At 33.3% G+C, this 13,353-nt stretch carries 13 protein-coding genes; 4 read left to right on the forward strand and 9 right to left on the reverse strand.

Features of this window, described 5'->3' with window-relative positions; genetic code table 11:
• Positions 1–69: 69 nt before the first annotated feature.
• From D1B17_RS09995 to D1B17_RS10020, 6 genes are all read right to left on the reverse strand, one after another.
• Positions 70–2,214: a hypothetical protein gene (locus D1B17_RS09995; protein WP_120141855.1), complete on the reverse strand. Its 2,145-nt coding sequence runs from the start codon at positions 2,212–2,214 to the stop codon at positions 70–72.
• A complete protein-coding gene (locus D1B17_RS10000; RefSeq protein WP_120141854.1) occupies positions 2,165–4,576 on the reverse strand; it encodes a hypothetical protein in 2,412 nt (803 codons plus the stop codon). The genes D1B17_RS09995 and D1B17_RS10000 overlap by 50 nt, the downstream gene beginning before the upstream one ends.
• Complete coding sequence (locus tag D1B17_RS10005; RefSeq protein WP_120141853.1) at positions 4,573–5,661, reverse strand: hypothetical protein; 1,089 nt, start codon at positions 5,659–5,661, stop codon at positions 4,573–4,575. Before D1B17_RS10005 ends, D1B17_RS10000 begins: the two co-directional genes overlap by 4 nt.
• 267 nt (positions 5,662–5,928) lie before the next feature.
• Positions 5,929–6,453: a macro domain-containing protein gene (locus D1B17_RS10010; protein WP_240704403.1), complete on the reverse strand. Its 525-nt coding sequence runs from the start codon at positions 6,451–6,453 to the stop codon at positions 5,929–5,931.
• A complete protein-coding gene (locus D1B17_RS10015; protein WP_120141852.1) occupies positions 6,450–7,271 on the reverse strand; it encodes a Cof-type HAD-IIB family hydrolase in 822 nt (273 codons plus the stop codon). The genes D1B17_RS10010 and D1B17_RS10015 overlap by 4 nt, the downstream gene beginning before the upstream one ends.
• 12 nt (positions 7,272–7,283) lie before the next feature.
• Positions 7,284–8,018: a DeoR/GlpR family DNA-binding transcription regulator gene (locus D1B17_RS10020; RefSeq protein WP_120141851.1), complete on the reverse strand. Its 735-nt coding sequence runs from the start codon at positions 8,016–8,018 to the stop codon at positions 7,284–7,286.
• A gap of 123 nt (positions 8,019–8,141) precedes the next feature.
• Between D1B17_RS10020 and D1B17_RS12650 the strand changes: the two genes are divergently transcribed.
• Both D1B17_RS12650 and D1B17_RS10025 read left to right on the forward strand, forming a co-directional pair.
• Positions 8,142–8,279, forward strand: coding sequence for a hypothetical protein (locus tag D1B17_RS12650; RefSeq protein WP_166806671.1), 138 nt, complete (start codon positions 8,142–8,144; stop codon positions 8,277–8,279).
• 70 nt (positions 8,280–8,349) lie between these two features.
• Positions 8,350–9,453, forward strand: a complete 1,104-nt coding sequence (locus D1B17_RS10025) for a YdcF family protein (RefSeq protein ID WP_120141850.1) — start codon at positions 8,350–8,352, stop codon at positions 9,451–9,453.
• Between the two features lie 196 nt (positions 9,454–9,649).
• On the opposite strand, the gene D1B17_RS10030 is transcribed toward D1B17_RS10025, so the two are convergent.
• Positions 9,650–10,162 (reverse strand): GNAT family N-acetyltransferase, encoded by a 513-nt coding sequence (locus D1B17_RS10030; protein WP_120141849.1) that lies wholly within the window; start codon positions 10,160–10,162, stop codon positions 9,650–9,652.
• A gap of 300 nt (positions 10,163–10,462) precedes the next feature.
• Here D1B17_RS10030 and D1B17_RS10035 point away from each other — a divergent pair, with 300 nt between their 5' ends.
• Complete coding sequence (locus tag D1B17_RS10035; RefSeq protein WP_120141848.1) at positions 10,463–10,900, forward strand: MarR family winged helix-turn-helix transcriptional regulator; 438 nt, start codon at positions 10,463–10,465, stop codon at positions 10,898–10,900.
• Positions 10,897–12,060 (forward strand): MFS transporter, encoded by a 1,164-nt coding sequence (locus tag D1B17_RS10040; RefSeq protein ID WP_120141847.1) that lies wholly within the window; start codon positions 10,897–10,899, stop codon positions 12,058–12,060. Before D1B17_RS10035 ends, D1B17_RS10040 begins: the two co-directional genes overlap by 4 nt.
• 374 nt (positions 12,061–12,434) lie before the next feature.
• On the opposite strand, the gene rpsI is transcribed toward D1B17_RS10040, so the two are convergent.
• Together rpsI and rplM are read right to left on the reverse strand one after the other, a co-directional pair.
• Positions 12,435–12,827, reverse strand: coding sequence for a 30S ribosomal protein S9 (rpsI, locus tag D1B17_RS10045; protein ID WP_010018559.1), 393 nt, complete (start codon positions 12,825–12,827; stop codon positions 12,435–12,437).
• Between the two features lie 13 nt (positions 12,828–12,840).
• A complete protein-coding gene (rplM, locus tag D1B17_RS10050; protein WP_120141846.1) occupies positions 12,841–13,284 on the reverse strand; it encodes a 50S ribosomal protein L13 in 444 nt (147 codons plus the stop codon).
• Between the last annotated feature and the right edge of the window lie 69 nt (positions 13,285–13,353).

Raw genomic sequence — 13,353 nt, forward strand, 5'->3', positions numbered from 1 at the left:
AAACCGAATTGTAATAATTGGATAGTATGTACTTTTTAGTGGTATAGGTACTTTTTAGTGCCTATATTGTTACTCTTTAATAAGATTCCTCTTCACCATGTTGAAATATTCACGATTAAATTTTACTGGGAATGGAACAACAGTCGCTTGATTTATACGTACAAAATCAACATCGAACATTTCTGATAACAATTTATTGTACTCTTCTGAAAATCTGAAGCCTTTATTTATAATTCTCCTGATTGGATATCCCTTCTCATATGTTTGCTTGATGTTTGAAGTACCTTCCGCAACAGAATAGAATTCATGATTAACAGGTACTTGTTTACCTCTTGCATAAACAGTTTTATCAATTCCTGGAATATTTCTAAAGAAATGAGTCCAATATAAAGGCGAATAATCTTCTTTAAAATCTCTCCCCCTATGATTACTGAAAGCTATGTAAGGGCTATTCAATTTAATTAGGTAATCTGTATAAGCCTTTCCAATCTTTTTTCTTCCCGTAATATTACATTTACTCAATAACTGACGATATTCGTTTAGACTTATTTTTTCCTCATCAAATTCAAGTAAAAGTTGCTTTACATTCTTCAGATCGACATCATTTTTATACTCTGTATATTGATTTTCAAAAAGCTCTAAATCATTAATAAGTCGTTTTACATAAGGCTTCTTTCTTCCATCGGCGAGCCTTAGTCTTTCACTAATGGTTTCCATTTTAGGTATTTCATAAATTCCAATATTTAAAATTACATTTGGATTTTTTACCTCATCATAAAATATGCACTCCACTGTACCTTTATTTTTTTCTTTAATTCCCAAATCAGCTAAATTCTTAGCGAGTACTGATTCTTCATTAAAGAAATCCTCTGATTTTTCTAAATCAAAAATAATATTGCCATCATTATCAAATTGGGAAGTCACTGCATAATCCTTATAAAATTTTCCATAATAATACCTATGAAAAGTCACAAACTTATATTTAGTATTTATTTTTTCTTTGGGAATAAAAGTAAATTCAATTTTATTCTTACCGATACTATCCTTTACCATCAATTCCTGTAAGATTTTTAAACATATTGGATTTTTAATCAAACTACTTTCCTTTTTTATTTCAAGATTATCCTCAGTTATGTTTTGTACTATTATTTCTTTTGAAAAAGATTTGTAAGGATCATCTTTATCATTTCCCGAATAATACTTAGGATCCTTCGTTATCGAAATATTTATACCTTTTTTTAATTTATTACTTCGTGTAACATCTAAATTTTCAATTTCTTGATTTAACATTAAAATGATTTTTTCTACAAACTGCACTGATTTGTCTTCATTTATATAATCTACAACATTAATTTTCTTACCAGAAAAATATTTAATTGCACTTTCTAAGAACAACTGTTTATTTGAAGACAATTGATAAACAACCTCTTCATCCTTGGACATTTCATATAAATGAAATTCAATATATTTTCCCAAACTTTCATTAAAATCATCGATTATTGTATATAAAACACCAATTTTAGAATTCTTATATTCTTTAAAACTATTAAGGGATAGAAAAGTTATTAAATTTTTCTCACTACTTCGTCCACCCTGAATCCAATAGTCATTCGCTTTATCCTTAGAGTTATAAATTCTTGATGGTACCAAGGAGTCGTTATCCCAAAAATACTTAACTTTATGATTATCGATTTTTTTCTTAAAAGACTGAACACTAATATTCAAGCCTTTATAATACTTAAGACTTAGTACATGTCTATTGTATGGATCGTCATTCTTACCCACGGGATAAAAAAGTTCACCATATATAGATGACGTACTTTTACTAATTTTTGTTTGAGGAAGAATTTTAGAACCATACAAATTCAAAAATAAATTAACTAAACTTGCACGATGTTTCTTCAAATCATTAATATCTATTGAACTAACTTGATAATCATCAATCTCCAAACCTTGCAAATAATCTAAGTTAGTTACACCTTTGACAACAATTAGAAATACTGAAAAATATTGATTCGTCACAGCACATTTCTTGATTTCAGAGAGCTTTTCGAATGGAAAGTTTATATATTCTTTTGACTTGTCCTTAGATTTATTTTTTTTGAATTCAAAAATATCAAAATCAGATCTTATCTTCTGATCGTGTGTAACAAAGTCAATTGTATTAACTTGTTTGAGCGATTCTTTTTGCGATGTATCTAATATTTCCATCATTCAAAATACCATCCTTATTCATTAAACTTTGTACAATTACAATCCGTTCATCGTTAGTCTCATATGGCAGATAACTTCCATCACCAATTAAATTAATAATAAATGCTTTTTTACCATTAACTTCATCTAATTTTTTTGATACTCGATCAATTTCTTGTTCGAACTCCTTATCAAAGTTTTTCCAATTTTTAAAATCAAATACGATTTGCCCATTCATAAACTCATAATCGAATTTTTCAAAAAAACCTTCCTTAGAAAAACGTTTCAATTTGATATTCAATTGATTCTCTAATATAGCAATCCCAGCTTTTTCAGCAACTATCGCCTTATAGATAAATTGAAAAAGATATGAACACATTATTCTGCCATCTGTTCGAAATTTTGTAGGCCAGCCATTATCTACAAAATATTTACGAACTATTGGATTCTTCATAAAATCAGGTAATGTGGAGCTGCGTTCAGAAATTTCTATTAATGATTCATTTGTCATATCTTTTTTAAAATAATAATTCGGATTTTTATCACTACTAATCCAATATTCAGGGCCATCCATTTCAATATAAAACTCACTATAATCAGTCTGCTCCCCTTCAGTAAGAACTGGGTGTTTCAAAACAGATTCTCTCAGATCATCATAATCTTGACCAGATTCATAATTTTCAGCCTGACGAAAGCTACTCAAAATACGATAAACAAATAACTCGCAATCCTCATTTCTGTTCTTAGCATTATTCCGGCGATTTTTATCAGATACTGATTGAGAGATTTCTGATTTATCTGGTAATAGTTCAAAAACACTAATCATTTCCATTGTTAATAACCCAGCATCCTTCATCTCTTTTAAATCATCGTATGGAAGATTTTTTAAAAGATTGTCAGAAATAAGAATGCTTATTTCATTCTTATTAAATGTTCGACTTAGACGCCCCACTGCTTGAATAACAGTAGTCAAAAGTTTTCTACGACTTGATTCTTTGGTTATCAGTTTAAGATTGCTATAAACTTTTTCATTCGAAATCTTTTGTAATCCTCTATTTATAAGATAATTCTTTTCGTTAATACTTATTTCATATGATTTAGCTAAATACTCAATTTGAAAAAAATAATTCAACAATTCTTTTACGTCAAAATCAGAATCTGACAAACTCTCGATAACATACGTTATCTCCCCAAGATATAAACCATCAAAGTCCTTTTTTGTATAACGTTGGTCTGTTTCGGAAAAATTGCTTATATTAATCTGCTTTAATTTTTCTGAACTAAAAGGAGTATATTGTAAGTTTTGGCCATCTCCTATAGTCTGGTACGTACTTAAAACAAAAACTCTACCGCCTTTATGTAACTTACTTTTTATTTTTGCCTTTGTCTCTGCAAAATTTTCACCTTGTAAATTAAACAGATATGCATCATCAGAATTTTCTTCGTTAAAATAATCAAAAACATTTTTCAATAAATTTAAATCCAATTTATTATCATTTTCTTTAGCAGATTTATTATTCAAACATAAGAATGACTCCAAATTTTTATTTTTAAAAAATATTGCCATAGAATAAATAATTTCTAGATACCTTTTCATGAGATAATTTTCGGTCGTTCGACTTTGTATCCCATTTCCTATAGCCGTTATTTTATCTATTGAGAATTTTTCTCCCATTATTTTTTTCAAAATATTATTTAAATCCCCAGGGTTTGAACGATCTCCGTAATCCAAATACTCACCTATTTGTTCAGTTGAAGACGAATTAATTGGTATGCTTTGATTCGTATATTCTTTGTCCTGGTTATTTAATTCAATTAATGTTTCTTCTGAAATCAATTTATCATCAATGGCATTAACGTAACTATCTTTTAGACATCCTTCTAAATAATCCAAATCATAATTAGAAAGTTTGCTTTTTATACCAGCTGTTGCGGATAAACCGACTACATGGTTTTTCTTTGCTAAATAGAGCATTATCTTTTCTGGTGTATCCCAGATAGTATATGTATTAAAAACAGTACTAAGGTTATGACTAATTCCATTTTCCAAAGAAATTAGACGTAACCCATAATCGTAGAAAGAATTCGTCTTATATTTAAATACTTTCTTAGGTAAAATTTTACCTGTATAACGCATCTCATCCAGGATAATGCCGGATTGCTTATCATCCAATTTAAATATATGAATAATGGTTGATAGAGCATTGTTGTAGTCGATTTTAATATCTTGATTACTATGGACATTCGCTTGATTTTCCAGATACTTATGAGCAAAATTATTAAAATAATAACCTAATTTTTTATAAAAACTATTTATTTCAAAAATTGCTCCCAAAATACTGATATTATCTTCACTCACATCTTTTTCATCAACAATCCTCATAGATACTTCTGGGTTATTTGTATTATAAGAACTGTACAATCTTTTTTTGAGTCATTATTTAAAAATGTATTCACCTTTCCATCAAAAAACATGAATTCATGGACGGTATTACGTTCATTAAGATACCAATTAGCATTTGTATGATATTTATTTTTAATTTCAACATATTTCTTTTTTATATCCTCAAAGCTTTCAATCATCTTAGGACTTTGAAGCTTCTTCAAATCTTCAGAAATTTTACAATCAAATACCTGTTGAAACCCTTGAAAATCTTTAAAAAGATCCCCAATATTTCTTATGGCTTGATCCTCTATTTTTCTCAAAATGACCTTTTTAGTTTGATCAAATTCGTCAATAATAATCAGAGCATTATTGATTATTACTTTATTAGTTAAAAATTGTTGAGGACCCCCCACTATAGTGCTGTAGGAGGTAAGAAACTTAGATGTATTCATCATTAATATCTGATAATCTTCTATAAAAATCGTTGGAAAAACCGAAGAAATCCACCTGAAACTCTTGTCTTCCCTAACGGTCTTCAACATATATTCCTTTATAGATAAATTTGAATCAGAATTTTCTAACTGCTTAATCGCAAAATGTCGTAATTTTGTATATATTTCATGTCTAAATTCTTTCTCAAGTCCTCTGCCTGAGTCGATACCATTTTCAATATAACTTCTCGCAAACTTTTGTAAATCATCATCCTTATCATTACCTGAATGATTTATGTATATATCGATTTGTTTGATTAATTTGTGATACGTATTTGATTGAAACATCGAAGGAACATTAGCTTTAGGCAAATTTTCTACAATCGAGTCAAAATTTGATTTAACAATTAAAACCTTATTTTTAAAACTTGATTTTTCTGATTGATTTCTTTTAAAAGCTGCCCGTAATTCTTCTATCGGAAGGTTATTATTCTTATTAGTAATATAAATTATCCGATCATATTTTGAATTATTAGACTGGCTAACAAAATCCATTGCTGTATATGTTTTTGAAGATCCAGTTCTCAAAGGTACGATGGTCAAACCTTTAATCTGATTATCGGTAATATTTTTAAAATCTTTAATATTCAATCTATCTTTCACTCCTATTCTATAACCTAGTATTTTTAGAATATTCAAAAAATCTTATTTAGACTACTAATAAGGGGCTAATACAACAAAAACGAATATAATTACAAACCAATTTTTTATTATTTTATTTTAAGTAAATTCAAATCAATCTAAAATATAAAAAAAAGCATCCATCTATGTTGATATAGGTGGGTGTTTCTTATTTTTAAACTTATATTCGAATATTTAATATTACTTTTCGTATCATTCTTAACATTGCAAGCATACTTATTTTTTAGCACTTAGATATTTCTTCGCCAATTCTTCCGTCGTATCGTCAAATGCCACAAAATAAATCTTTGCATCTAAATCAAATTTTTTAACTGTATCAATTGCCACTGCAATGGCTTCTTCCAAAGGATAACTGTAAATACCCGTACTGAGAAACGGTATTGCTAACGAGTTGACCTGTAGTTTCTTTGCCATTTCCATGGAAGCTTTATAAGCATCACTCAATAACTGTTTTTCCCCATGTTCACCATCGTTATAACGGGGACCAACGGCATGAATTACATAGTCAGCGTTTAAATCATAGGCCTTAGTGTAGACGGCAGTTCCGGTAGGAGTACCACCGAAAGATATCATATCACGTCCCAGATTGGGACCGGCTTTTCGATTCAAAGCCCCATCAACACCCCCACCTGGAACTAAGGCACTATTAGCTGCATTAACAATTGCATCAACGTGAAATGGTAAATATGAAATATCTCCTCTAATAATGGAAATCTTATCCATAATAATTACTTCTTTCATTTTAAAACATATTTCTCAATGGCTTTAGAAACACCATTTTGATTATTGCTCTTCGTGATTACCTTAGCACAATTTCTGACCTCGGTTGGGGCATTTTGCATTGCAACACCTAGTCCAGCCAATTTCAACATTGGAACATCATTGAAGTTATCACCTAGAGCCATTGTTTTATCAAGTGATAAATTGTATACCTTTGCTAGCTCTCTTAGTGCTTTTTCCTTAGACACCTGACTACTAGTTATTTCCAAGTAATTAGGTTTTGATAAATAAAACAAACTATTGGGCATTATAGCGTTACGAAGGTAGTCTAAAACTTGCTCTATTTCTTTAGGCTCACTGATCAATAGAAGCTTATGAATTGGACTTTGATGCTCACTAACGAATTGATTTATGTCCGTTATGATTGGTTGTAATTGGGTAATTTCAGATTCAATTTCTGTCCACTTATCTCTTCTTTCAACATACCAATCTGAACCTGAATATAAATTAATTGAAACGTTAGGAAAACGTCGACGAACTATCTGAACTACCTGACGAACTTCTTCAATTTCCAGTTCATGACTCAATATTGTTGTATAGTCTTTTTTATTGAGATCTTTAACAACTAAAGCACCGTTATAACACGCAATCGGGTTATCCATAACATCCAATTCTTTGGCAATGGGTAACATCCCTTCAGGTGAGCGCGCTGATGCTAAAACAAAAGGAATACCTTGTTGACGTAATTCAGAAATGACTGATTTTAAATCACTATCAACCATGTTTTCGTCATTTAAAATTGTTCCATCAATATCACTTAAAATTAATCTAATATCCATAATTGCCCCTCCCTAATATTTAACCGAAGTAGCAGTCAAATATTTTTCCTCTGGTTTCACATCTGTCAGTAAATAATCAAACTCACTCAAATCACCAATTGAATATGTGGCTTCTTTAGTAAATTTAGCATTCTCAGCTAGTAAAATTTTAACCTTGGCATTTTGTAAAATTAATCGCTTAAGATATGCATCTGTCTGATCTTCAAAACTAACTTGGCCATCTTTTAATCCAGCAGCCCCAATGAATACCACGTCAAAATGTATATGTTTCAAGATTTCGGCCTCTTGTAATGAATAAAAGAAACGGTTTTTAGGATAAAATTGGCCTCCCAAAGCATGTAAATTAATTTTGGGATTAGCGCTTAACATAATGGTATTATCAAGCGAATGCGTATAAATTGTTGCTTCTGTATCGACAATCTGAGCTAACTTTAAAATCGTCGTCGAAACATCAAAGAAATATGTACCTTGAGATTGTACAAATGGTAGAGCTAACGTTGCTATGTGTTTCTTTGCCTCACTAAATTCATTCAATCGTTCATTAAACGAAACAATTTCATTACTAGTTGGTAATTGCATGATACCGCCGTGAACTCGTTTAACCTTACCTGCTTGTGACAATTTGGCGAAATCCCGTCGAACTGTATCACGAGAAACATGAAAGTATTCAATCATTTGTTCACTAGTCAAGCTATCTGAATCTCGTAATAGCTTTAAAATTTCTTCTAAACGTTGTTCTTGATACATATTTCCACCTCCTTTAAATAGTTTAACATTTTATAAGTATCTGTAAGTATTAATAAGTCTAAATAAGTATTTCGGTTTAATACGCTGTGACATATTTTATTATTCAAACAAAGGAGGAGCAAGATGCGACACATTAAAGTAGTTCCTGGTGAACTAAAAGCTAAGTTAGCCTCCCAATACCCAGACTACGACGATTCCAAAGAAGTTTTCGTTAAAAAATACGAGACATTGGCAAAACCAGTGACTCTTACTCGGCCTTGATACCGCATTATGATAGAATTAATATGATTGTTTTGGGGGAAACTACATTTTGTCATACTGAGGTGATTTTATGAATCAATTTTCTTCGTATTTGGACATCTTGCAAAAAACTTCAATCTATTTGGGGATTGCAACAATTGTTCTATTCGGAATTTTCTTATTCTTTTGGCTTAGAGAACCTCGACGACTAATCCATGGAATAACATTTACGATCTTCTTTATTACTTTTCTCACTGAATTAGCCGTTCTAATATTTACAACTGGTAATTCAGAATTCATTGTCGTTATGGGCGTCTTGTTCGTACTAATTGTGGGTGTCATCTTTCTGACAATGTTCTTCATGTGGGCGTTATTACTATGGAACGCCATTGTTGTTTGGAAGCGTGAGAGTCATACTTTATCGAATATGTTAACTTTATTTTTAGCGATTTTCTTGATTGCACTCTGGTTTGCCAACTCATTTATGGTTGGTCATTCTCGTTTTCTTCCAGACTGGTTTAACACTTTAATATCTGGCTTACCGCTCATCGGGGTATACTTACTTCTATGTTCTTACAACTACTTAGCAAGTGCGTTACTATACCAATTCGTCCCTCGACGTTACAAAGCTAACTACTTGATTGTTCTAGGAGCTGGCTTAATCAATGGTGACACAGTTTCTAGATTACTTGGTAATCGAATTGATGCCGCGATTAAATTTGGTAATAAGCAAATCAAAAAGGGACGTCCAGCACCTAAAATTGTCTTCTCAGGCGGACAAGGACCTGATGAAAAGTTATCCGAAGCAGCCGCCATGGCCAACTATGCGATTGAGCATGGGTGGAATAAAGACTTGGTTATCTTGGAAGATAAGTCCCGTAATACCTTACAAAATATGCAATTTTCTAATGCTATCATTCAAAAAGATTACGGAACTGATGATGCTTATATCAAATTTTTCAGTAATAATTATCATATCTTTCGTGCCGGTCTATACGCTAAAATGGCTGGTCTAGCAGCAAATGGTATTGGAGCACCAACAAAATTCTACTTCTTACCCAATGCTCTAATTCGAGAATTTGTGGCCGTCTTCTTAATGAATAAGAAACGCCATCTGATTGTTTTGAGTCTAATCGGAATTGGCATTCTACTCATGGTGGCAATTACAATTTATACCGATCTTGTAGCAAAATAGGATCAAGCTAGTGGAACAAAACACGTTTAGCTTTCCAGCATTAAAATAATGGCGCCAGTAATCCGATTTTGAATTCTTTCTCAACTTTGGTTATAGTAGCGAATATAAAAGGGTTAGATATTTTTTCTTGGTATATATCCAGAAAAAATATCTAACCCTTTTTTAACACATTCAATTTCAAATAATGTAGCACTTTTTATTTACTGTGGAAAACTTTTTCCATAATAACCATTGTGTATCCTGGAACCGGTACTTCACGATCCATAGAAATAAACTTATTCTTCAATAAAAACTGTTGGCTTTGAGCATTGCCTTTTGGATAGGCCACTTCGATACGCTTTAATTTAGTCCCTGACAATGCGTTAACTAAATCCGTCATAATTGTTGAACCAATACCTTGTTTTTGCACACTAGCATCAACCATGAAAAATCCAATCCAGGCATCCATTTCCGCTGGATAACCGACGATTAGATCAACAATTGCTATTAACTTATTAGCTTGATAAAACCCTAAATAATACTTATCAGCCAACGTTTTATCTGCCGGAACAACCTTCATATCCTCTAAAATACTGTGTCTTGTCGGTGCCGGTGGGCAGAAATTGAAAAAACTGGAATTACTCTGAACTAAGTTCAAGGCATGGTCAGCATCCGTTGTTGTTAACCTTTTGACTTGATACTTTGTGGATAACTTTTCAATATTTAACATTTTAGATCCTCTTTTCCCACATTTATAATAACAAAAAAAGTGAGATTAAACATGTTCAGCTTTCTAGCATTGATGCTTGAAATATGAATATCAGGCAGTAATTACCATTAATACCCACATCCCCAAACGTCACGACGCCTAAAAAATGGTCGTTGTGACGTTATTTCTATTAGACAAACATACATTTTACCGTCTTAAGTGGCACACAATGAGTTAATAGACAGCGAGCCAATCTTGATTACCTATACAGTAAACTGTATAATTTATACAGTCTGCTGTATAAAATTAAGGAGGCATTTTATGGATTTTAATCAAGAATATATCGTGGCACGGCGTATCCTTGAGCTTGCCAACCAACTGGTTGCGACTCGTAACCAGCACATTCGCATGTTAAATATCACCACATATCAAGCCGATACGCTAAATTTTTTTGCTGATTATCCAAACAGTACGATTTCAAATTTGAAAGATTTTCAACATATTAAACATCAAAGCGCCCAAGCAATCACACAGAAATTAAATGAAAAAGGTCTGGTTGAACTAACCGAAAATCCCAACGACCATCGTGCCAAGCTGGTGTCACTAACGGATGCCGGACGTACCATGCGCAATCACTTACAAGAAAATGGTTCGCATACGGGGGAACAGCTTCTTAATGGCTTTTCTGATGAAGAGAAAGCACAGTTTCTGGCACTAATAGAACGATCTGTAAATAATTTGAATCGAGGTAAAGAATGAAGAAACATGTTTATAATCGCAACATCATATTAATCTTGGCAGCCAGCTTCTTTTATCTGTCTAGTCCCATGCTGATAAATCCCCTAATTACAGGCTTCTCTGAGAGTTTGGGTAGTTCTACCCTCTTGGCTGGAATGATTGCCGGGCTCATGAACATCACATCACTAATACTACGTCCGATAGCTGGAAACCTTGTTGATAGGTATTCCAAATACCGACTATCTTCACTAGGAGGAATTTTCCTGATAATTGCATCTGTTGGTTATGTGATTGCCACTAACCCCGTTTGGTTACTAGTAATTCGAGTAATCAACGGTATCGGCTATGTGTTGTGCACCGTTTGCATGGCAACTTGGATGGCCAATCTATTGCCTAGAGAACGTGTCGGTTCTGGTATGGGAATTTATGGTTTGATGAATGCACTTGGTATGGCTTTGGCCCCTGCGCTAGGTATCTTTCTTTACCAGCACTTTGGTTATCGTTATGTGTTCATAGCTTCTGTAGTTTCCAGTGTCTTAATGGTTGCGCTCGTGCAACTAGTAACAGATCATGGGCACCCTGTGAAAAAGCCTGCTGGTACAGAACAACACAAAAAGTTCCGTCTTGTTCAACCACAAGTATTACCGATTGCTATGATTCTCATGCTATTTGCATTACCATATTTCTCCACACAGGCATATATCGTTAGTTACGTGGCATCAATTCATTCCAAAGTAGCGGTTGGCAGCTTCTTTCCAATCTACGCCATCCTCTTGTTAGTTTTGAGAATGTCACTAAAGGACCTTTTTGATTCGGTGGCATTTGGTAAGTTTTTGTACGTAAGTCTAGGGAGTACCCTAATTGGCTTATTAGCATTGGCTCATCTGTCCAATAATATCATGATGTTCATCGCTGCATTAGGTTTAGCTGGTGGTTATGGCCTTATGTTTTCAATTTGTCAGGCGACCGCGCTCTTAATTGCACCACATCACGAGCAAGGATTAGCGAATAGTACGTTCTATATCGGTATGGATCTCGGTATGTCATTGGGACCAATTCTTGGTGGTTTGATTAGAAGTACCGTTCCAATTACGTGGTTCTATCCGGTGATGCTGGTAACCATTCCTATCATCTGGCTAATCTACTTCATGAATCGAAAGAGTCTTAACCATGTATTCTAAAACGGAAAAATCAATGTTTACTTGCCACTTCATACTGACTTAACAATTGACGCTACAATAATTCAATTATTCAAAGTATTGGATAAACCGTGACACATTCAGCTTTTGAGTGGTATTCAAATCAAAAATCCCCCCAGTTAGATACTGGGGGGATTTTTCGTCCTACTAACTCTGGGGACAAAATAACTCTGTCTTTAAACATGCAACTTTAACGTTGACTAAACTACACTCGTTCCAGGTGTAGTTTATTGATATTCTGTGGATAACTTTTCAATATTTAACATTTTATATCCTCTTTTCCCACGACTATCATAACAAAAAAACATCCCTCACACTGAGAGATGTTTTTTGATCCAAAACTGGAAATATAAATATTAACGTTTTGAGAATTGTGAAGCCTTACGGGCTTTCTTAAGACCTGGTTTCTTACGTTCCTTCATACGAGGGTCACGTGTTAGGAAGCCAGCTGACTTGAGTGATGGTCTGAAATCAGGATCAACATCAAGTAGTGCTCTAGCGATACCATGTCTAATTGCTCCAGCTTGTCCTGAGAAGCCTCCACCGTTAACGTTAGCAATAACGTCATAGCTGTCTGCTGTTTCAGTGACATCTAAAGGTTGTTTCATATCAGCAATCAAATTGTCAAAAGGAATGTAATCTTTGACATCACGTTTGTTGATAGTAATTTTTCCGTTTCCGGGTACTAGGCGTACACGAGCAACTGAGTCCTTGCGACGGCCTGTTCCGGCATATGATACTTGTGCCAAATTCTTTTCCTCCTTAAATTAGTTTGTTGATATCCAACATCTCTGGATTTTGTGCTTGGTGGTTGTGATCTGAACCTGCATATACATGCAACTTCTTGATTTCTTGACGACCAAGTGTGTTCTTAGGCAACATACCACGAATTGAGTCTTCTACGAAGCGTTCTGGCTTTGTAGCTCTCTTTTCGCCGGCACTGATACTCTTCAACCCACCTGGGTGATCTGAGTGAGAATAATAAATCTTATTCTTAGCCTTTTTACCTGTTAATCTAACTTTATCTGCATTGATGATAATAACATTATCACCTGTATCAACGTTAGGTGTGTAAGTTGGTTTGTTCTTACCTCTAAGAATAGAAGCAACAACTGATGAAAGTCTACCTAAGACAACATCTTCACCGTCGATTACATACCATTTACGTTCAACTTCACTTGCTTTTGCTAATGGTGTTGTACGCACTTTAATTTCCTCCAGTTTCTACGTCTGTTTGACAACTCAATAAGTTTCCGGGGCTTATCGTGGGGCAAA

The organism is Companilactobacillus zhachilii (assembly GCF_003606365.2).
Classification (GTDB): Bacteria; Bacillota; Bacilli; order Lactobacillales; family Lactobacillaceae; genus Companilactobacillus; species Companilactobacillus zhachilii.